At 62.7% G+C, this 26,886-nt stretch carries 27 protein-coding genes; 18 read left to right on the top strand and 9 right to left on the bottom strand.

The genetic code is table 11. The annotated features are described in order from the left end of the window. Positions 1-6 precede the first annotated feature (6 nt). The 7 genes from AC2YI2_RS03310 (at position 7) to AC2YI2_RS03340 (ending at position 6,352) form a co-directional block, all read left to right on the top strand. Entirely contained in the window at positions 7-981 is a 975-nt protein-coding gene (locus AC2YI2_RS03310; RefSeq protein ID WP_487384989.1) for an adenylate/guanylate cyclase domain-containing protein, read from the top strand. Between the two features lie 104 nt (positions 982-1,085). Then, on the top strand, positions 1,086-2,906 hold the full coding sequence (gene lepA / locus AC2YI2_RS03315) for a translation elongation factor 4 (protein ID WP_487384990.1): 1,821 nt from the start codon (positions 1,086-1,088) through the stop codon (positions 2,904-2,906). 163 nt (positions 2,907-3,069) lie between these two features. Then, positions 3,070-3,564, top strand: a complete 495-nt coding sequence (locus AC2YI2_RS03320) for a hypothetical protein (protein ID WP_487384991.1) — start codon at positions 3,070-3,072, stop codon at positions 3,562-3,564. Positions 3,565-3,755: 191 nt separating this feature from the next. Next, positions 3,756-4,934, top strand: a complete 1,179-nt coding sequence (locus tag AC2YI2_RS03325; protein WP_487384992.1) for a GGDEF domain-containing protein — start codon at positions 3,756-3,758, stop codon at positions 4,932-4,934. Between the two features lie 97 nt (positions 4,935-5,031). Beyond that, the gene (locus AC2YI2_RS03330) at positions 5,032-5,409 is read left to right on the top strand and encodes a YegP family protein (RefSeq protein ID WP_487384993.1); all 378 of its coding nucleotides are present in this window, start codon (positions 5,032-5,034) and stop codon (positions 5,407-5,409) included. Between the two features lie 108 nt (positions 5,410-5,517). Further along, positions 5,518-5,895 carry a hypothetical protein gene (locus tag AC2YI2_RS03335; RefSeq protein WP_487384994.1) on the top strand — a complete coding sequence of 126 codons (378 nt, stop codon included), beginning with the start codon at positions 5,518-5,520 and terminating at the stop codon, positions 5,893-5,895. A gap of 82 nt (positions 5,896-5,977) precedes the next feature. Then, a complete protein-coding gene (locus tag AC2YI2_RS03340; RefSeq protein ID WP_487384995.1) occupies positions 5,978-6,352 on the top strand; it encodes a hypothetical protein in 375 nt (124 codons plus the stop codon). A 53-nt stretch (positions 6,353-6,405) separates the two neighbouring features. Here the strand turns inward: AC2YI2_RS03340 and AC2YI2_RS03345 are convergent, their stop codons facing one another. Beyond that, a complete protein-coding gene (locus AC2YI2_RS03345) occupies positions 6,406-7,605 on the bottom strand; it encodes a multidrug effflux MFS transporter (protein ID WP_487384996.1) in 1,200 nt (399 codons plus the stop codon). 237 nt (positions 7,606-7,842) lie between these two features. On the opposite strand from AC2YI2_RS03345, the gene AC2YI2_RS03350 reads away from it, so the two are divergent. Further along, a complete protein-coding gene (locus AC2YI2_RS03350; protein WP_487384997.1) occupies positions 7,843-8,502 on the top strand; it encodes a TetR/AcrR family transcriptional regulator in 660 nt (219 codons plus the stop codon). Here AC2YI2_RS03350 and AC2YI2_RS03355 read toward each other — a convergent pair. After that, complete coding sequence (locus tag AC2YI2_RS03355; RefSeq protein ID WP_487384998.1) at positions 8,494-8,982, bottom strand: GFA family protein; 489 nt, start codon at positions 8,980-8,982, stop codon at positions 8,494-8,496. The two genes, AC2YI2_RS03350 and AC2YI2_RS03355, sit on opposite strands and share 9 nt — an antisense overlap. 167 nt (positions 8,983-9,149) lie before the next feature. On the opposite strand from AC2YI2_RS03355, the gene ubiE reads away from it, so the two are divergent. From ubiE to AC2YI2_RS03370, 3 genes are read left to right on the top strand one after another with little or no spacing between them, the layout of a single operon-like run. Further along, positions 9,150-9,926, top strand: a complete 777-nt coding sequence (gene ubiE / locus AC2YI2_RS03360) for a bifunctional demethylmenaquinone methyltransferase/2-methoxy-6-polyprenyl-1,4-benzoquinol methylase UbiE (RefSeq protein WP_487384999.1) — start codon at positions 9,150-9,152, stop codon at positions 9,924-9,926. Between the two features lies 1 nt (position 9,927). After that, entirely contained in the window at positions 9,928-11,508 is a 1,581-nt protein-coding gene (ubiB, locus tag AC2YI2_RS03365) for a 2-polyprenylphenol 6-hydroxylase (protein WP_487385000.1), read from the top strand. A gap of 48 nt (positions 11,509-11,556) precedes the next feature. Next, the gene (locus AC2YI2_RS03370) at positions 11,557-11,940 is read left to right on the top strand and encodes a DoxX family protein (protein ID WP_487385001.1); all 384 of its coding nucleotides are present in this window, start codon (positions 11,557-11,559) and stop codon (positions 11,938-11,940) included. Positions 11,941-11,944: 4 nt separating this feature from the next. On the opposite strand, the gene pcaQ is transcribed toward AC2YI2_RS03370, so the two are convergent. Beyond that, positions 11,945-12,871, bottom strand: a complete 927-nt coding sequence (pcaQ, locus tag AC2YI2_RS03375) for a pca operon transcription factor PcaQ (protein ID WP_487385285.1) — start codon at positions 12,869-12,871, stop codon at positions 11,945-11,947. 89 nt (positions 12,872-12,960) lie between these two features. Here pcaQ and pcaD point away from each other — a divergent pair, with 89 nt between their 5' ends. From pcaD to AC2YI2_RS03405, 6 genes are read left to right on the top strand one after another with little or no spacing between them, the layout of a single operon-like run. Further along, the gene (gene pcaD / locus AC2YI2_RS03380; RefSeq protein ID WP_487385002.1) at positions 12,961-13,749 is read left to right on the top strand and encodes a 3-oxoadipate enol-lactonase; all 789 of its coding nucleotides are present in this window, start codon (positions 12,961-12,963) and stop codon (positions 13,747-13,749) included. Positions 13,750-13,758: 9 nt separating this feature from the next. Further along, positions 13,759-14,151, top strand: a complete 393-nt coding sequence (pcaC, locus tag AC2YI2_RS03385; protein ID WP_487385003.1) for a 4-carboxymuconolactone decarboxylase — start codon at positions 13,759-13,761, stop codon at positions 14,149-14,151. A 29-nt stretch (positions 14,152-14,180) separates the two neighbouring features. Continuing rightward, positions 14,181-14,921 (top strand): protocatechuate 3,4-dioxygenase subunit beta, encoded by a 741-nt coding sequence (gene pcaH, locus AC2YI2_RS03390; RefSeq protein ID WP_487385004.1) that lies wholly within the window; start codon positions 14,181-14,183, stop codon positions 14,919-14,921. A 1-nt stretch (position 14,922) separates the two neighbouring features. Continuing rightward, complete coding sequence (gene pcaG / locus AC2YI2_RS03395; RefSeq protein ID WP_487385005.1) at positions 14,923-15,546, top strand: protocatechuate 3,4-dioxygenase subunit alpha; 624 nt, start codon at positions 14,923-14,925, stop codon at positions 15,544-15,546. Between the two features lie 37 nt (positions 15,547-15,583). After that, a complete protein-coding gene (gene pcaF / locus AC2YI2_RS03400) occupies positions 15,584-16,789 on the top strand; it encodes a 3-oxoadipyl-CoA thiolase (protein ID WP_487385006.1) in 1,206 nt (401 codons plus the stop codon). A gap of 28 nt (positions 16,790-16,817) precedes the next feature. Beyond that, positions 16,818-17,870 (top strand): 3-carboxy-cis,cis-muconate cycloisomerase, encoded by a 1,053-nt coding sequence (locus AC2YI2_RS03405; RefSeq protein WP_487385007.1) that lies wholly within the window; start codon positions 16,818-16,820, stop codon positions 17,868-17,870. On the opposite strand, the gene AC2YI2_RS03410 is transcribed toward AC2YI2_RS03405, so the two are convergent. The 5 genes from AC2YI2_RS03410 to AC2YI2_RS03430 form a co-directional block, all read right to left on the bottom strand. Further along, entirely contained in the window at positions 17,864-19,543 is a 1,680-nt protein-coding gene (locus tag AC2YI2_RS03410) for a glycoside hydrolase family 3 protein (protein WP_487385008.1), read from the bottom strand. The two genes, AC2YI2_RS03405 and AC2YI2_RS03410, sit on opposite strands and share 7 nt — an antisense overlap. A gap of 282 nt (positions 19,544-19,825) precedes the next feature. Next, positions 19,826-20,905: a DUF1513 domain-containing protein gene (locus tag AC2YI2_RS03415; RefSeq protein WP_487385009.1), complete on the bottom strand. Its 1,080-nt coding sequence runs from the start codon at positions 20,903-20,905 to the stop codon at positions 19,826-19,828. 1 nt (position 20,906) lies between these two features. Continuing rightward, entirely contained in the window at positions 20,907-21,986 is a 1,080-nt protein-coding gene (locus AC2YI2_RS03420) for an imelysin family protein (protein WP_487385010.1), read from the bottom strand. Beyond that, positions 21,986-23,479: a di-heme oxidoreductase family protein gene (locus tag AC2YI2_RS03425; protein WP_487385011.1), complete on the bottom strand. Its 1,494-nt coding sequence runs from the start codon at positions 23,477-23,479 to the stop codon at positions 21,986-21,988. The genes AC2YI2_RS03420 and AC2YI2_RS03425 overlap by 1 nt, the downstream gene beginning before the upstream one ends. 43 nt (positions 23,480-23,522) lie before the next feature. Continuing rightward, on the bottom strand, positions 23,523-24,788 hold the full coding sequence (locus AC2YI2_RS03430; RefSeq protein WP_487385286.1) for an imelysin family protein: 1,266 nt from the start codon (positions 24,786-24,788) through the stop codon (positions 23,523-23,525). 250 nt (positions 24,789-25,038) lie between these two features. Here AC2YI2_RS03430 and AC2YI2_RS03435 point away from each other — a divergent pair, with 250 nt between their 5' ends. Next, positions 25,039-25,566 carry an HPP family protein gene (locus tag AC2YI2_RS03435; RefSeq protein ID WP_487385012.1) on the top strand — a complete coding sequence of 176 codons (528 nt, stop codon included), beginning with the start codon at positions 25,039-25,041 and terminating at the stop codon, positions 25,564-25,566. A gap of 6 nt (positions 25,567-25,572) precedes the next feature. Here the strand turns inward: AC2YI2_RS03435 and AC2YI2_RS03440 are convergent, their stop codons facing one another. Next, on the bottom strand, positions 25,573-26,862 hold the full coding sequence (locus tag AC2YI2_RS03440) for an RsmB/NOP family class I SAM-dependent RNA methyltransferase (protein ID WP_487385013.1): 1,290 nt from the start codon (positions 26,860-26,862) through the stop codon (positions 25,573-25,575). Positions 26,863-26,886 lie beyond the last annotated feature (24 nt).

Here is a 26,886-nt window from a genome sequence, read left to right on the forward strand (position 1 = left end):
GGACTGATGACGGAAACGCGCCGCAAGCTCACGACAATCCTGTCAGCCGATGTGCAGGACTATACCCGCCTCATGGGAGCCGACGAGGAAGGCACGCTCGACACGCTCAAGCGCTACCGGGACTCGATGAGCGGCGTGATCGGCCTGCATGGCGGGCGCGTGGTCAACACCTGGGGCGACGGTCTGATCGCCGAATTCCCGAGCGTGGTTGAAGCTGTGCGCGCGGCGATCGACATCCAGAATGAGCTCGCCCAGGCCAATTCCGGCACGCCCCAAGACAACCAGATGATGTTCCGCATCGGCATCAATCTCGGCGACGTGATCGAGCAGGACAGCGACCTCTATGGTGACGGCGTCAATATCGCCGCTCGGCTGCAGAGCCAAGCACCGGCCGGCGGCATTGTGATCTCCAACACCGTGTATGATCACGTCCGCAACAAGCTCTCCGTCGGTTTCGACTTCCTCGGCGACCTGAGCGTCAAGAATGTGCATGACGCGATCCCGAGCTATTCGGTGCGCGTCGGCGAGCAGGCGCAGGCGGCGCAGCGGCCACGGGAGGCGTACCGTGCCGAACCTCCAAGAGATGCCGCGTCGCCTTTCCCGCCTCTGCCCGGTACCGCGACGCCGCCGCCCGATCCGGCGGCTTTCGTCATGAGCGGCATGGGGCGCATGCGCGGCCGCATGCTGCGCGGGCTCGCCATCCCGGCGGGCATTGTCACGCTCGTCAACGTCTTCACCTGGCATGGCGAGTTCTGGGCTGCCTGGCCCTTGCTGTTCCTCGCCACGACAGCCGCCTTCATCTGGGTCTCGGGGCAAAGCGGTCCGGTCCGGCGCTACGGACCGGCTGTGATCATCTCGGCCATGCTTATCGGCATCAACATTCTCGCCGGCGGCGACACGCTCTGGGCGCAATGGCCCGTCCTCGGCATTGCCATCGTCACGGCCATCCGCTGGGCCGCAACCCGTTCGAAGAGTTCCTGACAGGATAGCAAACGCGCACTGAAGCTTGGCAATCCGGGCTTTTCCCGTCCCTTTGGCCCGAACATTCTTTACACTTTTACCGGTCCACTATATGCGGGCGGACCATGAGCTCAGAAAATCGCATTCCACTCGATCATATCCGCAATTTCTCGATCGTGGCCCATATCGACCACGGCAAGTCGACGCTGGCCGATCGCCTGATCCAGACCACCGGCGGCCTTGCCGCCCGCGAGATGTCCGAGCAGGTTCTCGACAACATGGATATCGAGAAGGAGCGTGGCATTACCATCAAGGCGCAGACCGTGCGCCTGCACTATGTCGCCAACAATGGCGAGACCTATGTGCTGAACCTGATGGATACGCCCGGCCATGTCGACTTCGCCTACGAGGTCAGCCGTTCGCTGGCCGCCTGCGAGGGTTCCCTGCTGGTGGTCGATGCCTCGCAGGGCGTCGAGGCCCAGACGCTGGCCAATGTCTATCAGGCACTCGACGCCAACCACGAGATCGTGCCCGTCCTCAACAAGATCGACCTGCCGGCGGCCGAGCCCGAGCGGATCAAGCAACAGATCGAGGATGTGATCGGTCTCGACGCTTCCAACGCCGTGATGATCTCAGCCAAGACTGGCATCGGCATACCCGATGTGCTCGAAGCCATCGTCCATCGCCTGCCGCCGCCCAAGCATGGCGACGAGAATGCGCCGCTCAAGGCCATGCTGGTCGACAGCTGGTACGATACATATCTCGGCGTCATGGTTCTGGTGCGCGTGATCGATGGCGTGATGAAGAAGGGGCAGATCATTCGCATGATGGGCACCGACGCCAAATATGGCATCGAGCGCATCGGCGTGCTGACCCCCAAGATGGTTGCTGTCGAGGAGCTCGGTCCCGGCGAAGTCGGCTTCATCACCGCCTCGATCAAGGAAGTGGCCGATACCCGAGTCGGCGACACGATCACCGACGACCGCAAGCCGACCGCGCAAGCACTGCCAGGCTTCAAGCCCGCCCAGCCGGTGGTCTTCTGCGGCCTGTTCCCCGTCGATGCCGCCGATTTCGAGGACCTGCGCGCCGCGATGGGCAAGCTCCGGCTCAACGATGCGTCCTTCTCGTTCGAAATGGAAAGCTCCGCCGCGCTCGGCTTCGGCTTCCGCTGCGGCTTCCTCGGTCTGCTGCATCTCGAAATCATCCAGGAGCGGCTGGAGCGCGAGTTCAATCTCGACCTGATCGCGACGGCACCGAGCGTCGTCTACAAGCTCTCGATGACCGATGGCACCGAGCGCGAGCTGCACAACCCGGCCGACATGCCCGATGTCGTCAAGATCAAGGAAATCCAGGAGCCCTGGATTCGCGCCACGATCATGACGCCGGACGACTATCTCGGTTCGGTGCTGAAACTCTGCCAGGATCGCCGCGGCATCCAGATCGAACTCACCTATGCCGGCAGCCGCGCGATGGTGACCTATGATCTGCCGCTCAACGAAGTCGTCTTCGACTTCTACGACCGCCTGAAGTCGATCTCCAAGGGCTACGCCTCCTTCGACTATCACCTGACCGACTACCAGGAAGGCAATCTCGTCAAGATGTCGATCCTGGTGAACGGCGAGCCGGTCGACGCGCTGTCGATGCTGGTCCACCGCTCGGCGGCGGAAAAGCGCGGCCGCGACATGTGCGAGAAGCTCAAGGATCTGATCCCGCGCCACATGTTCAAGATCCCGATCCAGGCGGCAATCGGCGGCAACGTCATCGCTCGCGAGACGATCTCCGCCATGCGCAAGGACGTGACGGCCAAGTGCTACGGCGGCGACGCCACCCGCAAGCGCAAGCTGCTCGACAAGCAGAAGGAAGGCAAGAAGCGCATGCGCCAGTTCGGCAAGGTCGACATTCCGCAGGAAGCGTTCATCGCGGCGCTCAGGATGAGCGACGAGTAGTCGCGCTTATTCGACCGGCGGAAGACGCCGGTCGCTCATTGGTGCCCCGGATGGAAATTCTCCAGGCTCCCGGATAGTTTGCAGATACCCCCTTTTGCACCGCCCGATTTGTTGTATCGTCTCGCTTGACGATTGACAATTTTGGCCAGAAGGGGTGTCGCCGATGTATGTCTATGCACTCACAATTTTCCACACACTGATCAGCCTGGTCGCCATCGTGGCCGGCATTCCTGTTGTCTATGGCTTTCTCAAGAACGAGACCTCACGCTGGACGACGACCTATATCGTCACCACAGGTCTCACGCTGGTCACCAGTTTCATGTTTCCCTACAATGGCTTCACGCCGGCAATTGGCGTCGGCATCCTCTGTATTCTCATCTTCCTGCCGACGCTTTATGCGAAATATCGTGCCGGGCTCACAGGCATCTGGCGCCTCGTCTATGTCGTCGGATCGACCGCCCTTCTCTACTTCAACTGTTTCGTGCTGATCGTGCAGTCCTTCCTGAAGGTGCCTCCGTTGCACACGCTGGCGCCAACCGGCAGCGAGCCACCGTTTGCGATCGCGCAGGGCATTCTGCTGGTGGTCGCCATCGCGGTCGGCTTCCTGGCCGTCCGGCGGTTCGGCACGGGCGGGCCGGCGCTGAAGATTGTGCGGTGAATCGTTTCCTCGCCGAGCGGCAAATGCGAGCTTCCTGAAAGAGCAGAAGGCCGCCGGTACCCTCCGGCGACCTTTTTCGTTCGCGTATTTGTCACCGTGCACAAAGCAAGATTCCCTTAGGCAAATCACTCTCAACTTGCTATCGAGAGATTGCATGCTGCAACCGAGGGGTCGGTTGGTCGGGGAAGGCGATGGACGCCGTTACATTGGACGATGTCGATCGTCAGCTTCAGCGTGGCGCGGTTTTCCGATTTCGGGCCGGCATCGAGACACTGTTTGTCGATGAATATGCCCGGAGCCGGGCGCGAATGGTGCCGCTCTGGGCGCTTATCGGGCTGGCCATGTATCTCTTCCAGCTCAATGACGACTACAATCTGACGCCCGACATGTTCCGCGAGCACCTGGTCGCGCGGCTTGCCGTCTTCACGCCCGGCTGCCTGATCGGCCTCTGGCTGGTCATGCGCAAGGCCTCGGCGATCCGGTATGATCTGCTCACGCTGTGGGTTGGCGTCGTGGGTTCGCTGCTGCCGATGGCGATTGCCAGTCAGACGTCGAGCGGGCGTCTCTTCGCCTATCAGAACGGCAATGTCGCGGCCTTGATGTTCTTCGTCATCGTGCTCCGGCCGCGATTTCCCGTCGCACTGACCGGGTTGGTGCTGATGACGCTGATCCATGCCGTGACCATGGCAGTATCAGGCGCCTTCGACGAACTCACCTATACCAGCATCATGTCCTTCGTGCTGACGGCGGCGGTCTTCATGGCGGCCGGTGCCTATTTCCTCGAACATGTTGACCGGAAGAACTTCCTGCACCGGCTGCGCGGCACCTTACTCCATGCGCAACTGCTCGAAAAGTCGGAGCATGACGAACTGACCGGCCTGCTCAACCGGCATTCGCTGGCCCGCATCCGCGAGAACCTCTGGAACGGCGGCAGCCGGATGCGCACCGTGGCGGCGGTCCTGCTCGACGTCGATCACTTCAAGCTCTTCAACGACGTGCACGGCCATATCGAAGGCGACGGCTGCCTTCGCGCCGTCGCGAAATGCATTTCGGAGCAGGTGGGACAGACAGCCTACGTCTTCCGATTTGGCGGCGAGGAATTCCTCATTCTCGCCAAGGATGCGGAGGCGTTGGGCGCTCTCGCCTTGGCGGAACGAGTCCGTTCGGCGATCGAGGCGCTGGACATCCGCCATCGCGGATTGCCGGACGGCCGTGTCACCGTCAGCATCGGCCTCGCGATCGGGCGCCCCTCCCAGCAAACGCTGGAGGAGCTGCTGAGCCAGGCGGACACTGCGCTTTACGAAGCCAAGCATATGGGTCGCAATACCGTCGCCATGTCGCCGGAAACCGCCGAGGCGCATGTTGCCTGAAGTGGCCGGACGCCTGCTTGCGAAGCACGGCCTGCTGTACTACTCCTGTGTCGGGACAAACCATTCAACAGGTTGACCTTTCGAGGAGGGACGAGGAATGCACAAGTTCAAGATCGTGGGTGCCGCGAACGACCAGTTCCGGGTCCAGTTCGTCTACAATGCCGAAGTCATGGTGTGGTCCGAGAACTACGCCTCGAAGGCCAGTGCCAAGAACTGCATCGAATCGATCAAGAAGAACGCGCCCGGTGCAGCCGTCGTCGACCTCACCAAGGAAGAGACCGGCAAGGGCTACCGCTTCGAGATCGCAGAGGCCAAGAACGGCGAAACCTTTGTCCGCTTCGTCGCCGCCAATGGCGAACCGATGGTGATCTCCGAGACCTACAAGTCGAAATCCTCGGCCAAGAACTGCATCGAGTCGGTGAAGAAGAACGCACCCGATGCCGAAACTGTCGACGAGACAATCAAGAACGCCTGATCCGCGCAAATCTCCTCCGAATCCGGCAGCAGGCGCGAATATTGTTGGCGTGCCTGCCGTCTAGCCCGCGACGCAGATTGCATTGACGGACGGATTTGGGCGCGAGACATGGCCAGCAGACATTCGCAATACATCACCGGCAAACCGATCTCGCGGAAGGGCCGCTGGATCCTAACCGGCTGCCTGATGCTCGCGGCCGTCGTGCTCGGTTTTGCGGCCAGCGTTGCGCTCTATCAGACCAATCGCGAAATCCTGCGTGAGTCGCGCGTTATCGGCTACATCCTCTGCGGTGAAGGCCAGCGTATTGATGACGTGCCCGCCGGCAATCGCTCCCGGCGGATGATCTGCCGCGATGCCGCTGGCGTCGAGGTCAGCGCACGCAACAACTTCATCGCCGTCAACATGGCGCTGCCCTTCATCGTCCTGTTCGCCATCCCCGGCCTGATGCTGGCCTGGATGGTCGACTGGCGCGAATCGCGGCGCTGAAGGCGAAAAAGCCTGCATTGCTGAACGAATAGAACTGCCATCCCGATCGTTGGGTCTGCAAAGTGGCGACCCGGAACCTGACATGATCGGTGAATACTTGGATGACATTATCGGAGAGCCGGGCTCGTTGACGAGGCAGTTGTTCGAAACGGGCTATGTGCTGCTTCGGTCTGCGATCATTGGCATCACCCTCAGCATACTCATATGTCAGATTTTTGCCCCCCAGATTCGTCAGTCGGACTGGCTCGGCTCGATCTTCTGCGGGAAGGGCCAGCACCTCGATCTCAGCGGAGAGACCAGAAAGTCACGACGGATCATCTGCCGTGATCGGCATGGCGCAGCGGTCAATCAGAGCAAACAGTTGACGGGCGCGGTGGCGTTGCCCTTCATCATTGTCCTGTCCGGCCTTGGCATCGCGGCCGTGTGGTTTCCAGGATCCCGCCGGAAAACGCCGTAACGAAAAGGCCCGCGCATCCCGTGCGCGGGCTCTCGACAGCGGTCAACTCCTACCTATTCTGCGGCGCTCATCGCTGCCCGGCGGCCGATCGTCGCCTGGGTCAGCACGAAGGCGAGAGCCGCCGCCACCGCGATGCCGATGACCATCGGAGTAGGCGTGCCGTCGAACACCAGGCTGACCAGAACCATCGCTGCGCCCGAGATCACGAAATGCAGCGTGCCCATCAGCGACGACGCCGTGCCGGCGATCTCGCCATGGTCTTCCAAAGCCAGCACCGCCGAGGTCGGGATGACGAGGCCAAGGAAGCCGTAGCCGACGAAGAGGAAGGCGGCCAGGGTGTAGAGCCCGCCCATGCCGGAATTCATCGCCAGCGCCATGGCCACCATGGTGATCGCAAAGCCGGTGACTGCAAGCCGCATGACCCGCTTCAGACCGAAGCGCGCGCCGAGCAGACCGGTGAATTGCGAGACCGTGAAGAAGGACACGGCGTTGATCGAAAACGCGATCGAATATTGCGACGGCGTCAGGCCGTAATGCTCGATCAGCACGAAGGGCGAGTTCGCGAGAAAGATCATGAAGCTGGTGATGCCCAGGCCGCCGATGAAGGTCAGCGTCAGGAAGTTCTTGTCACGCAGCAGGAGCCCATAGGCGCTGAGCGCTGCGCCAACGCTGCTCTCGCGGCGAAGATGTTCCGGGCGCGTCTCTTCGAGTTGGGTCGAGAGGAGCAACAGCCCGACAAAGGCTGCCGACATCACGGCCCAGAACACGCCGCGCCAGCCATAGAATTCGATGACCGCGCTACCCGTGAGCGGGGCCAGGATCGGCGAGATCGAGAAGACCAGCATGAGAAGCGACATCAGCCGCGCCGCCTGGACGCCGGTATGCATGTCGCGGACGACCGCCCGCGGAATGACCATGCCGGCCGCACCGCCGATGCCCTGCAGGAACCGGAAGGCGATCAGCGTTTCGATATCGGGCGCGAGCGCGCAGCCGATCGAGGCGAAAGCGAAGATGGTGATGCCGAGATAAAGCGGGATCTTGCGGCCCCACATGTCGGACAGCGGGCCGTAGATGAGCTGGGCCAGCGCGAAGGAGATGAAGAAGGCGAGCAGGCTGAGCTGCGTGACACTGGTGGACGAACCCAGATCCCTGCCAATTTCCGGCAGGGCGGGCAGATACATATCGATGGCGAACGGGCCGATGGCCGATAGAAGACCGAGCACGATCGCCGGCCTGTAAAAGGAAGCCGTCATGATGCCGAACTTTCGGATGAGGCAGCACTCACCTGAAGCGGCGCCGCCGGATTGATCAATGAAACGGATCCGGGCGGTCTTGGGAGGATGTCGCGCGGAACGAATAGCATGTCCACTAAATTGGACACAGATGTAAAATTAGACACTCTTGTCTAAATCGTCAAGTCGCATTACCTTCCCCATATGAAAAAAAATTTGGGCTTGGCGACTCAATCTGGACACTTGACCGAACCACCTTTGGCACGCGGACAAGCGGCCAAGCGTGACCTGATCATAGGTGCAGCGGCGGACGCGATCTGCCGATATGGCTTCAGCGGCGCCTGCATCGATGACATCGCTGAACGCGCCCAGGTCTCTCGACAGACGGTCTACAACCACTATCGCGACCGGAATGCTCTGTTCAGCGCGGTCATAGAAGAAGTGATGGCGCGGGCCAATGGTGCGGTCTTCGACCTGCTCGGCAGCTTCCCCGAGACCGGCGAGAATCTCGAAGCCGAACTCATCGACTTTCTCGTGCTTCTCAGCCGCAATTGCGTGCTCAACAAGGACGGTCGATTCCTGCGCAAGCTGGTGCAGACCGAGGGCGCTTCGCATCCCGAGCTCTTCGAGTCCTGGCGCAGGCATGGCCCCCTTAAGCTGGTTAGCGCACTCGGTGCCTGCCTTGCCAAGCTGGCCGCCAAAGGCGTGCTCGAGATCGACGATTTCGACGTTGCGGCCCGGCAGCTTCTGGCGCTCGGCCATGCCGATATCCAGATGCAGGTGCTGCTCGGCGAGATGCCCTCAAACGCCGACCTCGAAAGCGCGGCGCGCAACGCGACGCGGACCTTCCTGCGCGCCTATGCGCCGTCGAAGGCCGCCATACGACCGCCTGCAGAGCGGGCGCTTGCCTCAGCCTGAGGCAGCGGCCTTGTCTTTTGCAGCCTTGTAGCGCGACTGGCTTTCGGCCGGCCACTCTTTCCTGACGTCATAGTATTCCTCGAAAGCTTTGGCGCCATCGGGCAATACGACCCATGGCAGCTTCGAACGCGTATAGATGTGGACATCCGGCACGAAGGCGCCGGGCTCGTCGAGCGTTACCAGCCGCAGGAATCGCAGCCATGTCCTGCCGCCATAGTCGCTCCACAGGGCGGACTGGCAGGACGGGCAGCGATAGATGTCGTGCGGATAGCCGCTCTCGGTCGCCATGCGGATCGGCTGAGGCTCGCCCTGCAGGACCTCCACACGGTCGGCCTCGATCAGGCCGTTGACCGCGAACGCGCCGCCCGTCTGCTTCTGGCAGTCACGGCAGTGGCAGCAATGGATGAACATCGGCATACCATGCATCCGAAATCGCACCGCACCGCAGAAGCATTGCCCTGATCGGATCTCGTCGCTCATCGTTGCCCTCCTGGTCTGCAGCGAACATCCAGCGAGAAACACGACCGGTCAACCGGAAACCATAAAGCCAACAAGCCCGACCCGCGACCATTTCGCCGGCAATCGGATATGGCATCGCACAAACGCATCGGCTATGGTCCGGCCGAATTTGAGCCGGGAGTTTGGCTATGACGAGCGCGCGCACAAGTGCCGATGGCGGCATGGAAACATCCTACGGATTCCAGAATGTTGGAGCCGGGGAAAAGCAGAGCCGCGTCAATGATGTGTTCCACAAGGTCGCCAAGCGCTACGACATCATGAACGACTTGATGTCGGCCGGGCTTCACCGTGTCTGGAAGAGCGCGATGATCGCGGCGCTCAATCCGCGCAAGGATCCATCGTGGCGGCTGCTCGACGTGGCCGGCGGCACGGGTGATATCGCCTTCCGCGCAGTCGAGGCCTCCAATCGCCTCGGCCAGGCCGTTGTGCTCGACATCAATGGCTCGATGCTCGCGGTTGGCGCCGACCGCGCGGAAAAGAACGGTCTTGCCGGCAATGTCACCTTCGTCGAGGCCAATGCCGAGGAACTGCCCTTCGAAAACAATAGCTTCGACGCCTATACGGTCGCATTCGGCATTCGCAACGTGCCGCGCATCGATGTGGCGCTCTCGGAAGCCTATCGCGTGCTGAAGCGCGGCGGCCGATTGTTGGTGCTAGAATTCTCGGAAGTCGAGCTGCCGCTGCTCGACCGGGTCTATGACGCCTGGTCCTTCAATGCGATCCCTGTCATTGGCAAGGCGGTCACCGGCGACGGCGAGCCCTATCAGTATCTCGTCGAGTCGATCCGCAAATTCCCCAACCAGTCCGACTTCGCCGAAATGATCCGCCGCGCCGGTTTCTCGCGGGTGACCTGGACCAATTACTCGGGCGGCATCGCAGCGCTTCATTCCGGCTGGAAGCTCTGATTTGAGTACGATCGGAGCCTATTTTCGACTGATCAATCTCGGCTGGGTGCTCGCGCGCGAAGGCGTGATCTCGGCGCTGCCGTCGGAGGGACTTCCATTCCCAGCCCGCTTCGGCCAGTCCGTCGCCGGCCTGTTTGCGCGCCGGCGTGCGCTCCATTCTGCGCAATCGGACAACCTCGCTCGCGCCGTCGAGCGGCTCGGCCCATCCTATGTGAAGATCGGCCAGTTCCTGGCGACGCGGCCCGATGTGGTCGGCGATGTCTTCGCCCGCGATCTCGCGCAGCTTCAGGACCGGATGCCGACCTTTCCACATTCGCTGGCCGTCGCCCAGATCGAGGCTTCGCTCGGCCGACCGGTGGATAGCCTGTTCAAGACTTTCGGCGAGCCGATCGCAGCGGCCTCCATCGCCCAGGTCCATCCTGCCGAGATCGAAGTCGAGGGGGTGACCCGCAAGGTTGCTGTCAAGGTCATCCGCCCAGGCGTCCGCGAACGATTCGCCAGGGATCTCGAGACCAATTACGCGCTGGCTCGTTTGCAGGAGCGCTTCTATCCCCCGGCCCGACGCCTGCGGCCTGTCGAGATAACGAAGATGCTCGAGCAAACAACAAAGGTCGAGATGGACCTTCGGCTCGAAGCTGCCGCGCTCTCCGAACTCGGCGAGAATTCCGCCGACGATCCCGGCTTCCGCGTGCCCAAGGTCGACTGGGAGCGTACCGGCCGCGATGTCGTGACCATGGAATGGGTCGACGGCATCAAGATGTCCGATGTCGCGGGCCTGAAGGCTGCCGGCTTCGACCTCAACCATCTCGCTGAAATGCTGATGCAGTCCTTCCTGCGGCACACGCTGCGCGACGGTTTCTTCCATGCCGACATGCATCAGGGCAATCTCTTCGTCGACCCGCAAGGCACCGTCGTCGCGGTCGACATGGGGATTGTCGGGCGCCTCGGCCGCAAGGAGCGACGGTTTCTCGCCGAGATTCTCTTCGGCTTCATCACCCGCGACTACCAGCGGGTGGCGGATGTGCATTTCGAGGCCGGCTACGTGCCAGCCCATCACGACCATGCTTCCTTCGCCCAGGCGATCCGGGCGATCGGCGAGCCGATCCATGGCCAGCCGGCCGACACGATCTCGATGGCGAAGCTGCTGACGCTGCTCTTCGAAGTCACCGAACTCTTCGACATGGAGACCCGGCCGGAGCTGCTCATGCTGCAGAAGACCATGGTCGTGGTCGAAGGCGTGGCGCGCTCGCTCAATCCCAAGTTCAACATGTGGAAGGCATCGGAGCCCGTCGTCGGCAAATGGATCCGCGACAATTTGGGACCGAAGCGCATCGCGAACGATCTCAAGGACGGTCTCAAGGCTGCGATGCGCTTGGCCGAAGCAGCACCTGTCATCGCCGAGAAAGCAGAGAACCTCGCCCAGAACTTGACCGACATGAGCGAAAAGGGACTACGCTTCGATCCCGAGACCGCCGAGGCGATTGGCCGGTCGGAAGCGCGTCATTCCAGATCTGGGCGCATTGCCCTCTGGATCATTGCCGCAGCCCTGGTCTATATCGCGTGGAAGCTGTCCGCCTTCTGAATTCGGCGCGACGGCAGAAGAAAGAGCGAAAGGGTTTAGGGGGAAGCCATGTCCAGTATCGCCATGCTCATCGGCCGCGTCCTGCTGTCTGTCATCTTCATCCAGGCTGGCATTTCCAAGCTGATGGATGTCTCCGGCACGATCGATTATTTCGAAGCCATCGGCCTGCCGCTGGCCTCGCTGGTGATCTGGCCTGTCATCGTGATCGAGATTGTCGGCGGTGTGCTCGTCCTCACCGGTTTCTACACCCGTATCGCCGCTTCGGTGCTCGCTGTCTTCACCATCGTCGCAGCCTTCACCGGGCATTCGAACTGGGCCAATGTCATGGAGTTCCAGGCCTTCATGAAGGACATCGCCATATCCGGCGGCCTCATCTATGTCGCCGCAGCCGGCGCAGGGATCATTTCGCTCGACACACGTCGCGGGGTCTGAGGCATCAAAGACCGAGATTGGCGGTCGCCACGCGGTCACGGATCGTCGCCATCATGATCGATAGTGCCAGGCCCGGCGCCTCGCCAGCGCGAGTCGTCAGCCCGACGGCGCCACGCGTTTCCGTCGTATCAATATCGAGCGTCGCGAGCCTTCCCGCCTGGATTTCCGACAAGACGACGCCGCGCGAGATCAGCCAGATCGCATCGTACCGTTCGACGAAAGCGCGGCCGAAACTGTCCGAAACTGTCTCGACGACATTGGAGAGCTCACCGATGCCATTGGTCAGCAACAGCCGGTCGACGAAGGGGCGGATCACCGAGCCGGGCGGTGGTGTCAGCACCGTGTAATTGGCGATCTCACTGAGCGAGAAATTGCGGCGCTGAATCAGCGGATGGCCGGGGCGGACGACGAACATCACCTCTTCGACGTAGAGCGGCTCGAAATGCAGGCCCGTCATCCGCTCGGGTGCCGCAAGACGGCCGACGACGAGATCCAGTTCCCCGATGCGAAGCGCATCGAGCAGCCAGCGATTCTCGCCGGTGACGATGGTCACACGGCTGCCGGTGCCGGCTTTGAGAAACTCCGCCACCGCTTCCGGCATGAGACTCGCAGACGCCGTCGGCAGCGCACCGATCCTGAGCGGCGGACCCATCGAGCGCTTCGCCTGCGCAATCGAATCCACGCCGCGCTGGACTGCGGCGATGCTCTCGCCGGCATGTTTCAGAAAAACCTCGCCAAATGGGCTGATCCTGATGCCGCGGCCTTCCTTTTCGAACAGCGTCGCGCCAAGATAGTCCTCAAGCTCCCGGATCGTCCGGGTCACCGCCGGCTGGGTGATGGTGAGCACGTCTGCTGCCTTGCCGACGCTTTTCTGGCGAGCGACTTCGATGAAGGTCTGGAGATGACGGAACTTGATCCTGCTATCCATGATTCATAATAGTAAGGTTATGCTTTCAGCCGAAAATATCATTATACCGAACATTATTCATCCGATATTTCTCTAGCCAACGGGAGGTTGCCATGGCTTTCGCCAATATCAACGGCACGGTTCTGCACCACGAGTTCCTGACCGAGGATGACGACGCGCCTGTGGTCGTCTTCATCAATTCGCTCGGCACCGATTTCCGCATCTGGCTGCCATTGATCGACGAGCTGACCGCAAACTGGTCGATCCTGCTCTATGACAAACGCGGCCACGGGCTCTCCGACCGCGGCAAGACGCCCTATACGATCGAAGAGCACGCCGACGACCTGATCGGCCTCTGCCGCCATGTCGGCATCAAGAAGGCGGTATTTGTGGGGTTGTCCGTCGGCGGCCTGATCGTGCAGGCGCTCTATGCCAGGAAGCCGGAACTGGTGCGCAAGATCGTGCTCTCCAACACCGCCCACAAGATCGGCACAGCGGAGATGTGGGCGACGCGCATCGCAGCGGTCGAGAAGGACGGTATCGAGGCGCTGGCCGATGGCGTGCTCGAACGCTGGTTCACGCCTGATTTCCGCGCGCGCCGCAAGACCGACCTCGCCGGATACCGCAACATGCTGGTCCGGCAGGATGCCATCGGCTATGCCGCGACCTGTGGCGCGATCCGGGACGCAGATTTCACCGAGACTGTCTCCGGCATCAAGGTGCCGGTTCTCTGCATCGGCGGCGACAAGGATGGTGCCACCCCGCCTGATCTGATCAAGACCACTGCCAGCATGATTCCCGGCGCCCGCATCGAGATCATCGACTCCTGCGGCCACATTCCCTGCGTCGAACAGCCGGAAGAGCTGGCCGAACTTCTGACCAACTTCGTCCACGGCAATTGAGGGCCATCGATGGCATCCAGATCCGCATCCGATCGCTACCATCAAGGCATGGCCACGCGGCGCGCGGTGCTGGGCGATCGCCATGTCGATAATGCCGAGAGGAATAAGACTGCGTTCGACGATCCTTTCCAGGACCTGATCACGGAAGCCGCCTGGGGCCATGTCTGGTCGCGGCCGGAATGGAGCAAGCGGGAGCGCTCGATGGTAACCATCGCGCTGCTCGCCGCCCTCGGCCATGACGAAGAGGTCGCCATGCATGTCCGCGCCACGGCCAATACCGGTGCGACGCCCGAGGACCTGCGCGAAGCCATGCTGCATGTGGCGATCTATGCGGGCGTGCCGGCCGCCAACCATGCGATCAAGATCATCAAGAACACGCTCGCCGACATGAACAAGGCTTGAGGAGGCCCCATTTTGCAGGAGGACAAGACGTGAAGAACACCCCGCCCGAGACCGGCGCCTTCTTCGCCAGGGACCGCGAATGGCATCCAGCGGCCTATGTGCCGATCTACAAGACTTCCGTTGCGCGCTCGCCGCAGCGGGCGCTACTCTCCTTCGACAGCACCAAGACCGAGATCACCGGCCCGGCCTTCGGCCATAACATGCTGGGCCAGCTCGATAACGACCTGATCCTCAACTATGCCAGGCCGGGCGAGATGGCGATCGGCCAGCGCATTCTCGTCCATGGCCGGGTGTTGGACGAGCGCGGCAAGGGTGTCGGCAACACGCTGGTCGAGTTCTGGCAGGCCAATGCCGGCGGGCGCTATCGCCACAAGAAAGAGGGCTATATGGCACCCCTCGACCCGAATTTCGGCGGCGTCGGCCGGACGATAACAGATGATGACGGCTTCTACTGGTTCAAGACCATCAAGCCCGGCCCCTATCCCTGGCCGAACGGCCCGAATGACTGGCGCCCGGCGCATATCCATTTCTCGGTGTTCGGCAGCGGCTTCGGCCAGCGGCTGATCACCCAGATGTATTTCGAAGGTGATCCGCTGATTCCGCTCTGTCCAATCGTGCGGACGATTTCCGACAAGGCTGCGATCGACCAGCTGATCGCGCCGCTCGACATGAATGCGACGATCCCGATGGACATGCGCGCCTACAAGTTCGACATCGTGCTGCGCGGCCGCCGTTCGACGCTGTTCGAAAACCGGATGGAGGGAAACTGAGATGGCACAATCGCTTCCCTATCTCAAGGAAACACCGTCCCAGACCGCCGGCCCCTATGTGCATATCGGCTGCACGCCGAATTTCGCCGAGATAACAGGCGTGTTCGAGAAGGATCTCGGCTCGGGTCCGCTGGTCAACGACAAAACGCGCGGCGAGCGCATCACCATCCGCGGCCGGGTGATCGACGGCACCGGCACGCCGCTGCGCGACGCCATGGTCGAGATCTGGCAAGCCGATACCGACGGCCTCTACAACAGCCCCGCCGAGACGCGCGGTGAAGCCGATCTCAATTTCGCCGGCTGGGGACGCTGCCCCTGCGACATGGTGACGGGCGAATTCGTCTTCCATACGGTCAAGCCCGGGCGCGTACCCTTCCGCGAGAACGATCCGCGGCCGATGGCGCCGCATGTGCTGTTCTGGATCGTCGCCCGCGGCATCAATATCGGCCTGCAGACGCGGATGTATTTTTCCGACGAGGACGCTGCCAATGCCGAGGATCCCATGCTATCGCGCATCGAGCACCGCATTCGCATCCCCACCCTCATCGGCAAGCGCGACGGCGATACGGTGACCTTCGACATCCATCTCCAGGGCGAGAAGGAAACGATCTTCTTCGATATGTAGGCAGTGCGTACGCATCTGCATCAAAGGAATTACTCCCATGGCTGACGCCTTCATCTGCGCCTATCTGCGCACCCCGATCGGTCGCTTCGGCGGCTCGCTGGCCACCGTCCGCACGGATGATCTCGGCGCCATCCCGCTCAAGGCGCTGATGGCGGCCAACAGCTCCGTGGATTTCGAGGCCGTGGACGAAGTGATCTTCGGCTGCGCCAACCAGGCCGGCGAGGACAACCGCAATGTCGCCCGCATGTCGGCGCTCCTGGCCGGCCTGCCGGTCGGCGTGCCCGGCACGACGATGAACCGGCTCTGTGGCTCGGGCATGGATGCCGTCATCACTGCGGCGCGTGCAATCAAGGCCGGCGAAGCGGAACTGCTTATTGCCGGTGGCGTCGAGAGCATGAGTCGCGCGCCCTTCGTCATGCCGAAGGCCGACACCGCCTTCTCGCGCCATGCCGAGATCCATGACACGACCATCGGCTGGCGCTTCATCAACCCGCTCATGAAGAAGCAGTATGGCGTCGACTCGATGCCGGAGACCGGCGACAATGTCGCGATCGACTATCATGTTGCCCGCGAGGACCAGGACGCCTTTGCCGTCCGCTCGCAGGCCAAGGCCGCGGCGGCACAGGCCAATGGGCGGCTCGCCAAGGAAATCACGGCGGTTACTATACCCCAGCGCAAGGGCGACCCAATCGTGGTCGACAAGGACGAGCATCCCCGCGCCACCAGCATCGAGGCGCTTGCCAAGCTCAATGTGATCAACAGAATCGAAGGCGCGACCGTCACAGCCGGCAATGCCTCGGGCGTCAATGACGGCGCAGCCGCCCTGATCATCGCCTCGGAAGCGGCAGCGAAGAAGCATGGCCTGACGCCGATCGCCCGTATCCTCGGCGGCGCCACCGCTGGTGTTCCGCCACGCATCATGGGCATCGGCCCGGCGCCGGCGACGCAGAAGCTGCTCGACCGCCTGGGCCTCAAGCAGGAACAACTCGACGTCATCGAACTCAACGAAGCCTTTGCCAGCCAGGGTCTTGCCACGCTGCGCCTCCTCGGCATTGCCGACGACGATAGCAGAGTGAACCGCAATGGCGGCGCCATCGCGCTCGGCCATCCGCTCGGCATGTCCGGTGCGCGCATTGCCGGCACGGCGGCGCTGGAGCTTCGCGAGACCGGCGGGCGCTATGCGGTGGCCACCATGTGCATCGGCGTCGGCCAGGGTATTGCCGTCGCCCTCGAGCGCGTGTGATAGTCGCACTATCTTTGCGGCGGAGCCCATGGCCGGTTTTCTCGATCGTCTGATTGCTGATCCCGATCTCGACGCCTTTCTGGGCGCCGGGGCCGATCTCAAGGCAATGCTGCAGGTCGAAGTCGCACTGGCGCGCGCCTGCGGCGAATGCGGCCTCATTCCTGCCGACTCCGCCCAGGTCATCGAACTTGCCGCTGCCGATTTCCGGCCGGATATCGACCAGCTCGCGAAGGATACGCTGCGTGATGGCATCGTTGTCGCCGGGCTGGTCAAGCAGCTTCGCGCCCATGTCGGCGAGCCGCATGGCCAGCACGTCCATTTCGGCGCGACCAGCCAGGACATTATCGACACTGCGCTGGCCATACGCCTGGGCGCGGTTCTCGGCCTCTTCGACGCCAGGCTCACGATGCTGGCCGGCACTTTGCGGGAACTCGAAGCCCGGTTCGGCGCCAATCGCCTAATGGGCCGTACGCGGATGCAGGCGGCAATGTCGATCACCGCGGGCGACCGGCTCGCCGTCTGGCGCGGCCTCGTCGAACGCGCGCATGTGTCCCTTGCACCGGCGCGCGCCGCCAACGGGGTCCTCTCGCTTGCCGGGCCGGCCGGGACCTCGGACAAGTTCGGGGACAGGGTCGACACTGTTCGCGCGCTCATGGCCGGGCAGTTGCAACTGACCGTTCCGGATTACGTACCCCATGCCGCGCGCGACCGCATCGCCGCGCTCGGCAGCTGGCTCTCACAAGTCACCGGCGCACTCGGCAAGATCGGCCAGGACGTGGCGCTGATGGCGCAGAACGAGATCGGCGAGGTCGCGCTCTCGGGCGCCGGCGGCTCGTCGGCCATGGCCCACAAGCAGAATCCTGTGCTGGCCGAGGTCCTAGTCACGCTTGCCCGCTACAATGCCGTGCAGGTCTCGGGCCTGCATCAGGCGCTAGTCCACGAGCAGGAGCGCTCCGGCGCCGCCTGGACGCTCGAATGGATGATCCTGCCACAGATGCTGAACGCGACCGGCACGGCGCTGCTCCACGCCCAATCCATGCTGGACGCGGTCGAACGCATCGGCCAGCCGGCCGATCAGTAGCGCGCGTCTTCGAGCCCGCAGAATGGATCCACGGGGTTCGTACCAGCGAAGGGCTTGCGGCCCAGCATGCAGTCCACCACCGCCGCCTGCACGCTGTCCATGGTTGAATAGGCGTTGATGTAGGCCGGCACACGCGGCGCGTCGTAGAGATGATAGGGGTGTCCGAAGGAGACCATCACCGCCGGAAGGTTCGTCCACGGCCGGTACATCGCCTTGAACAGCCCACCACCGCCCATCTTGTGCCAGTCGACGAAGCACCGACCGCGGACAAGCAGCGACTCGTCGCCCAGCGCATAGAGCACCAGATCGAAATCATCGGGGTTGGGGACGATGTCCGGCCGGTCGACCGTGACCTCGAAGCCTTCCTTCCGCAGGAGTTCAGGCAGCACGAATTGCAGCGGCCGCGGGATCAACGGATGATTGATGCCGCCATCGACGAAGAGGATGCGTTTCGTCTGGGCCGGATCGAGCGGGAAGATGCCGTCGACATCCTTCACCAGCGTCGGCGAACGGGCGATGTAGTCCTTCGATGTCGCGACGCTGTCGGGATGGGCCAGCACGCGGCGCGCCTCCTCGGCATCGGACAGCACGTCCGATGGCTGGAAGAGCTTGAGATAGGCCTTGAGCGCCAGGATTCGCAGCACCGATTCCTCGAGCCGCTCCTCGCTGATCCGTCCTGCCTCGATGGCGGCCTTGACCGCCGCCATGTCATCCTCCGGCGCATCGCTGAACAGGATCATGTCGCAGCCATTGGCGATGATATCAGGCATGGTGTCGATATGGTGACCCCAGGCCGACAGCCCGCCCATCGGCGTGGCGTCCGAGACGATGATGCCGTTGAAGCCGAGCTCGCCGCGCAACAGGTCGATGTTCAAGAGCTTGGACACCGACGCCGGCCGGAACGCTTCGAGCCCGGCATCCGGCATCTTGGATCGGACATAGGCCGGCAGCGCGATATGTGCGCTCATGACCGACACGACGCCTTCCGATATCAGCTTCTTGTAGAGCCGGCCGAAGGTCGCCATCCATTCGTCCATCGAGAGCGGATTGGTGGTGGTCACCAGATGCTGGTCGCGGTCATCATAGCCTTCGCCGGGCCAATGCTTGGCCGTGGCGGCAATGCCGTTCTGCTGCAGGCCGCGGACATGGGCGACCGCATGGCGTTCGATCCTGTCGACATCGGAACCATAGGAGCGCGTCCCGACGATCGGCGAACGGAAAGCCGCGTTGATGTCGATGACGGGCGTGAAGGACCAGCGCACGCCCATGGCCCGTCCCTCGCGCGCTAGGATCTCGGACGACTTCTCCGTCGCCTCGACATCGTCGACGGCGGCGAGGCCGAGCTGGCCGAGCACCGGCGTACCGAAGGCGAAGGAATGACGGCTACCTTCGAGGTCGGCACTGATGACCGGCGCGACCTTGCTCTTGGCGACGAGGTTGGCGATCGTGCGCCGCTCGAATTCCAGATCCGGCGTGAAGAAGCGCGTGACGCCGCCAGGCCGGAGAGAGGCGATCCGGTCGAATTCTGCCTCGTTGGTCCCCATCATGATCAGCGTGAAAAGCTGGCCGACCTTGTCGTCGAGGTCGAGCGAGGCATAGGTCTCGCGCACCCATGACATCGCGGCATCGTCGAGGTTGAATGGCGGCTGGCGAAGCTGGTCGTAGATGGTCATTGGGTTCTCCTCGAATGTATGAAACGGGGCAAGACAGAGCTGCACGCGCCGACCTCCGCTTCTCCCCTTGGGGAGAAGGTGGCCCGCAGGGCCGGATGAGGGGTTGCGCGAAGCGCCGGGATCGCCGCTGGGAACCCCTCATCGCCTCGCTTGCGCTCGGCACTTCTCCCCAAGGGGAGAAGCGGGAGACCGCTGCGACCGCCGCGTCTCAATCCGCTTCGTCGTTTGTCGACAGGAGCAATCCCATGCCGCCACCGCCAGAGTCAACCGCTGGGCAGCGTTTCACCCGAGCCGTGTAATATGGTTATCCCAGGCGATCTCCGACTTGGCCGCGCCGAACTCACCATGCTCCGTCGAGCGAAGGAAGCCCGGCTGCTCGACGGCCAGCCCGCAGACACCAGCGATCTTTTCCTCATAGGCAAGCTTGCCTGTCTCGACATCGAAAGCCGCCCATTGGCCGCCCTTGGGCGAGGAGATCGCCACCAGCCCCGTGGCGCGGTTGACGGCGACCGAGCCGACATAATTGTCGAAACCGACCAGCAGCGGTTCGGGCATCTCCAGGAACCTGACTTCCTCGCCGCGTCGAAAACTGCCGAGCAGCTGCGGATGGCGGTTGCGGGCGCCCTCGAACTGGCAGCCGAACCAGACACGGCCATGCGCGTCGATATCCATGTGGCGGGTCGAGAGCTGCCTGATATCGTCGGGCATGGCGTGCTTCTCGACCATGCGCCCATCCTTGAGGTCGACGATGACCAGCGACGGTTCCATGTGGTCGATATTGAGCTTGGCGCGACCGGAATCGGGATGCTGTTTGATGCCGCCATTGGCGATGGCGAGATAGCGGCCGCCTTCCATCAGCTGAAGATCATGTGTGTCCATGCCATGCGCCGGGAACTCGCCGACCTTCGCATAGCCAAATCGCACATCGTAGAGGCCGATCATGCCGGCATAGTTGTCGAAGTCGTTCTCGGCGATATAGAGCAGCCTGCCATCGGGCGAGAAAACGCCGTGGCCGAAGAAGTGCCGGTCCTCGGCGGACTCGACCAGCTTCACGGGCTTGCCCGTCACCCGGTCGAAGACCAGCGCAAAGGTGCCCGGCCGGCGGGCGAAGGCCGCGGCATGGGTCGAGTTCGGGTCGTGGGTAACGTCATGGCCGCGATCGGGCAGCGACATGCGGCTGATCTCGGCGCCATTCTCCGCCAGCAGCGCCACGCCATAGGTCTCTGCCTCAGTCATGTAGGCTGCGGCGAAGATGGCATCGCTCCTCGCCAGAGCCTCGGCTCCGCGCGGGGCGAGGGCTGCGGCAAATCCGAGACCCGCTGCCTTGAGGAAACTGCGCCGGTCGATCGGAGCCGTGATCATCTCAGTCGCCATCCGCGAAGGAGAAGCCGGCGCCGAGGCCGATGGCGCCACCGACATCGCTGTCGATTCGGGTCATCGCGTCCTTGAGATTGAAGGTGATGAAGTCGAGCTTGCCGAGATATTTGGAGTCCGCCAGACGCTCCGCCGTCGGCTGGTCGAGCTTGCCGAGTGCCGACGACGCATTCTCGAGGTCGAAGCTCGCCGATTCCGCGAGCGAATGAACGTCGGGATCGAGCAGCGAGGTAATGTCCGTCACCACCCAGAATTTCGCGAGACCATCGACATTGGCGTTGAGCGCCTTCATCGTCAGGCCCGAGCGCCAGTAGACCGCGAGCTTCGGCGAGACCTTCAGGCCCTTGCCCTTATAGAAATGGGCGATGCGCTGGTCGCGCACCATTTCGAGCCCGTGGACGGCGATGCCGATCAGCGCGGCGACGGCTTCCTTGTCGTCGCGATAGACCGGATTGTCGACGCCCGGAACCTTCCAGTCGCGCGAAACGCCGTCAGGCGCATCCCAGGCGGATTGTAGTTCGGCAGCGATGCTCTCGACATTCTTCGCGACTGCCAGGCCGTAGCGGCAGCGGAAGCCGTTCTTCTCGCTGACGATCGCTTCCGGATAGGCGCCGAAGAACAGAAATTCGAAGGCGCCGAGGCCCTGGATGGCGACGCTGCGGGTCTTGAGCGCCGGGGCATCCGTCACATGCTCGTCGGGTTTGGCGAGCAGCGCCTGGACTTGCCTGAGGCCGGTCGACTTGCGGTCGGGGTAGAAGAGGATGCGCTCAAGGCGGTTCTGCTCCATCACGGGTCCGAGCCGCAGGAACTCGATCTTGCCCCAGCTCTCGACCGTATCGGCGAAGCGCGCCTGCACCGCCTTTAGACCGTCATCCGACCTCGCGGCACAGAAGGTCCCGGTCGTCTTCGCCAGTGCCGAAGCCTTGGCATGGAAATCGGCATAAGCGGGCCGGATATAGCCGTCGACGGCATTGGCCATGACATCAGATGCCTGGGCCTTGTCGAAGGCAGCGGCGGGTCCGCCGACCAGCAACGAAGCGAGAATCGTGAGGCCGAGTATCAATCGCATCAGAGCGACTCCAGGAACTTGATCAGGTTTTCGCGATCGGCCCGCGTCATGGTCGCGTAATTGTCCCGGGCCTTTTCGGCCTCGCCACCATGCCAGAGGATGGCTTCCTCCAGCGTCCGGGCCCGGCCGTCGTGCAGGTAGAACGCCTTTTTCGTCACGGTGCTGGTCAGCCCAATACCCCAGAGCGGTGGCGTTCGCCACTCCCTTCCTGTCGCAGCCCCCACCAACTGGCCGTCGGCGAGGCCAGCGCCCATGTCATGCAGCAGGAAGTCGGAATAGGGCCAGATCAGCTGGGCGCGGAATTCATTCGCGGCGTCGTTGGCGGTGACGAATTTCGGCCTGTGACAGGAGATGCAGCCGGCTTCGTAAAACAGCTTCTTGCCGGCGAGCACATCGGGAAAACCCGACTTGCGCCGGGCCGGCACGGCAAGATGCCGGGAATAATGCGTCACCAGTTCGAGGATCGGATCGGGCGCCTCGGTTCTGCCGAGCGTCGTCTGCTCGCCGGTCGCGAGCTTGAGACAGTCCGCTTGCGCCGCGGTGCAATCCCCATGCGGCTTGTCGACGAGAGGCGTCGAAATGCCGAGATCGCCGGCAAAGGCATGCGCCGTTTGGTCGCGGATATCTGCATTCTCCGCCTTCCAGCCGAAAAGGCCGAGACGGCTCTTCCCCGCCATGTCTCTGACGATCTGCAGCCTGCCCGATATGCCGTCCTTGTCGGCATCGTCAGGATCGGCCAATGCGCGGATCTGGTCTTCCGGTATCGCCTCGATCAGGCCAAGGCCGATCATCTGCGGCGCGACGCGTGGCGAGAACGTCGTGCGTCTGTCGAGCGCACCATAGCGCAGGTCCGCGACGTCATAGGTCGGCTTGCGGAGCGTGACGATCAACCCGTCGGGAAAAGTGAAGGGAAGCGCCGAATAGGAGATGTTCACCTGCGCCTCGGCGAGCAGGCCGGGAATGGCCCTGTCCTGCAACTGGCTGCCATAGACCGGATCGGGGAAGTTCCGGACAAAGCCGTCAGCAACCGCCGCCTTTTCGGCATCGGTATCGGCAGCACGGGCGAGCCTCAGAAACAGCGTGCCCCTATCCTTGCCGTCGGGCGGCATGCCGCGGCCATCGTCCTTGTGGCACTGCTCGCAGGAGCGCGCATTGTAGAACGGCCCAAGCCCGTCCGACGCCCGCGTCGAGGACGGCGCGGCTACCCAGAGCTTGCGGAAAAGCGCGTTGCCGAGCCGGAAATCCATATGCCGCTCATGCGGCAGGTTGGTGGAAAAGTGCGAGAAGGCGAGCCGATCCGGCTCCTCGATCGAGGTCGTCGCCCCGGCCTGAAGCGCCTCTGACGGTTCGGCCTTCGAGAAATCCGCCGTCGGCTCGACAAGGGCCGCTATCTCGGCCGGTGTCTTCGCCGCCTGAGGGGTGACCGCCCAGGCGGCGAGAGTGCCCGCCGACAGCAAAGCAAGCAGCGGCAAGGCTATCCAGTGTCGTTTCATCGCCGTCCGGCGGGCCGGCTGAAACCGACCCCTCCGCCTGTTGTTATTTTCCTACGGCGCTAGGATTGTCGAGGCTGTCGGAACCTTCAAGCTCAATCTTGCCGAGGTTGAGTGCAGCAATGGCACGCTCGATCGATTTGGTCTGGCCGACGAGGCCGTCGATGGCAGCCTGCACCACCGCATTGCCCTCGGCATTGCCGTCGCCGATCATCTGATCGTAGGCCTCGACCGTCTCGCCGCGCTTGGCCATTACGTTCATCGCCGCGATGGTCGTGTCGAGCTTGCCCGTCAGTTCCTTGTCGACAGCCGCATCCTTCTCCGCCACCAACGCTTGGAGCGACGGACCTTCCATCTTGGTCCCGTCGACGCGGGTGTATTTGCCAGTATAGACGCCCTGGATGCCGATCGCGTCGTTGAGATGCGAGTTGAAGGTGTTGTCGGAGAAGCAATCGTGCTCCTCTTCCGGGTCGTGCAGCAGCAGGCCGAGCTTCATGCGCTCGCCGGCCAGTTCGCCATAGGAAAGCGAGCCCATGCCGGTCAGCATGGCCGAGAGGCCCTTGGCAGGATCGGCGGTCACGGCCTTGGCGGCATCGCCCTCCGGCGCCCATTGCTTGACCATGTATTCAAGGTCGGTCACCAGCAGCGACGAGGCGGCCTTGAGATAGGCGGCGCGGCGGTCGCAATTGCCATTGGTGCAATTCTTGAGATCGTAATCGGTGTAGGACCGCTTGCCGGCGCCCGGGCCGGTACCGTTCAAGTCCTGACCCCAGAGCAGGAATTCGATGGCATGATAGCCGGTCGCGACGTTGGACTCGGTCTCGCCCGCTTCCTGCAGCGTGCTTTCGAGCAGTTCCGGCGTGATCTTGCTCGCATCGACCTCCTTGCCGCCGATGGCGAATTTTGGATTGGCGATGACGTTGAGCACATATTGCTCATTTTCGTCGCTCTCGGTGCCATAAGCCTTGTCGACATAGTCGATCAGGCCCTCGTCGAGCGGCCAGGCATTCACCTTGCCTTCCCAATCATCGACGATCGAGTTGCCGAAACGGTAGGCTTCGGTCTGCTGGTAGGGAACGCGCGCCTTGATCCAGGCGTCCTTGGCAGCCTTCTGGGTCGCCACGGAGGGCGCCGCCAGGAAGGCATCGATCGCCGCATCAAGCGCCTTGGCCGTGGTCAGTGCGTCTTCGTATTTCGCGTGGCCCAGTTCGGCATAGTGCTTGACGACTGCAGCGGGGTCGGTTGCGGCATGGGCCATGCTTGCGACCAGCGAAATGCCGCCGGCCAGCATGATCGCTGCGGCGTTGATCATGGTTCTCGGCATAATGTCTCCCTCGGCTTTTCAATTGCTGAGGCGTCATCGCGCAAATGAATACTGGTGTCAAATTGTATAGTTTATAAGGATTCCAAGCTGCTTCCCCGCCCCTCCATCACCGCCGACTAATACGTCTGTATGGCGTCACGCAATTTTGTCCTACGCCGGGCATCAAGATTGAAAAATGAGCATCTTGCAGAACAAAAAATGTGCGATATGAGTAAATTATCGGCAATGGCGGACATTCATGCAGCGTCACATCCATCATTTCACCCATCGGCACGTGATCCATTACCTTCACAGGCACGAGCCGAAGGGGCACACGCTTGCGCATCTCAAGTCGGGAATTGGCGCGGTTCTGGCAATTTCGCTTGTCGGCTTGATGGCAGTGCTGACCAGCCTGCCGATGCTGATCGCACCCTTTGGCGCCACGGCGGTGCTGCTGTTCGGCCAGCCGAAGAGCCCGCTGGCGCAGCCGGCCAACATCGTCGGCGGCTATTTGATCGCTGCCATCGTTTCGTCGGCGGCGCTATGGCTGTTTCCTGGTTCGTGGGCCGCAGCGGCTGCGGCTGTCGGCATTTCGATCGCCGCTATGGCGATGCTCCGCGTCACGCATCCGCCGGCCGGTGCCATCCCGCTCGTCGCCTTTGCCTCGCATTTCGACCTGCCGGTTCTGACCGCCGTGGTGCTGGCTGGCAGCGTGCTGATGATCGCCATCGGCGTGCTGCATCACCGCATTCCGCCGCAACAGCAATATCCGCTCAGGGCGCCGTGAAGGCTTTTAGCCCTTCCGCTTCAGCATCGCAAAGAAGAAGCCGTCCGTGTCGGTCGACGCCGGTGATAAGGTAACCGTCACGCCATCCTTCGAGACCGGCTGCACACCGGATGCGCCGAAAAGCGATTGCCAGCCATCGAGCGCGGAGACGAGCTCGAACTCGTCATTGCCAGCGACGAACTGCCGCGCCTGGTCCTGGTTCTCCTGGGGTAGCACCGAGCAGGTGACGTAACAGAGCATGCCGCCAGGACGGACATAGCGCGCGGCAGACGACAGCACCTGCCGCTGCTGCTCGATCCTCTCGCCGAGATTCTTCGGGGTCAGCCGCCACTTCGTATCCGGCCGCCGGCGCCAGGTGCCGGTACCGGTGCAGGGCGCGTCGACCAGAACCCGATCGCATTTGCCGAGGAGATGGGCGATGTCCTTCTCCCGCTCATGAACCTGCACATTGCGCGTTCCGGCACGGCGAAGGCGCTCGATGATCGGCGCCAGCCGCTTGCGGTCGGCATCGAAGGCGTGGATCTGACCCTTGTTGTGCATCGTTGCGGAAAGCGCCAGCGTCTTGCCGCCGCCACCGGCGCAATAGTCGAGGATCTGCTCGCTATCCCCGGCCATGACCAGATCGGCGACGATCTGCGAGCCTTCGTCCTGCACCTCGAACCAACCCTTGGCGAAAGAGAGCTCGGCCGTAACGTTCGGCAGCCGCGACGGCCCCTCCCCCGGCGCTATTCGCACGCCCTGTCGGGCAATGCGGGATGGCACCGCATGGTCTTCCTCCAGAGCGTCCACGACCTTGTCGCGGCTGGTGCGCAGCGTGTTGGTGCGTAGATCGAGCGAAGGCCGCTCGGCGAGCGCCTGGGCCTCGACCAGCCACTGATCGCCGAAATTCTCCTGGAGCAGCGGCACGACCCATTCGGGGATGTCACCCTTCACATGGTCGGGCGCATCATCGAGATTGCGGCTGCGGAAAGCACCAAGTAGCGCGGCCGGTAGCGGCTCGGGCGCGAATTTGTCGCCGTCGAGGTCCGCAGCCAGTTGTTCGGGAGAGATCCGCCACTGTCTGTATATCACGGCATGGGCGAGAGCGGCGGGACCTGCATCGTCCATCAGCCAGGCATGCGACAGCTTCTTGCGGAGAGCGTCATAGACGATATTGCCGACCGCGGCCCGGTCGCCCGATCCCGCGAAGCGGCGGGAAAGGCCCCAGTCCTTGAGCGCGTCGGCCACGGGCCGACGACGGTTCTCTATGTCGGCGAGGACTTCGATGGCCCCCGCCAGGCGGCCGCCCAAACGCATGTTCTTCTCCGAAATTATCTCCGG

It is taken from the genome of Rhizobium sp. SRI_017 (assembly GCF_057586295.1).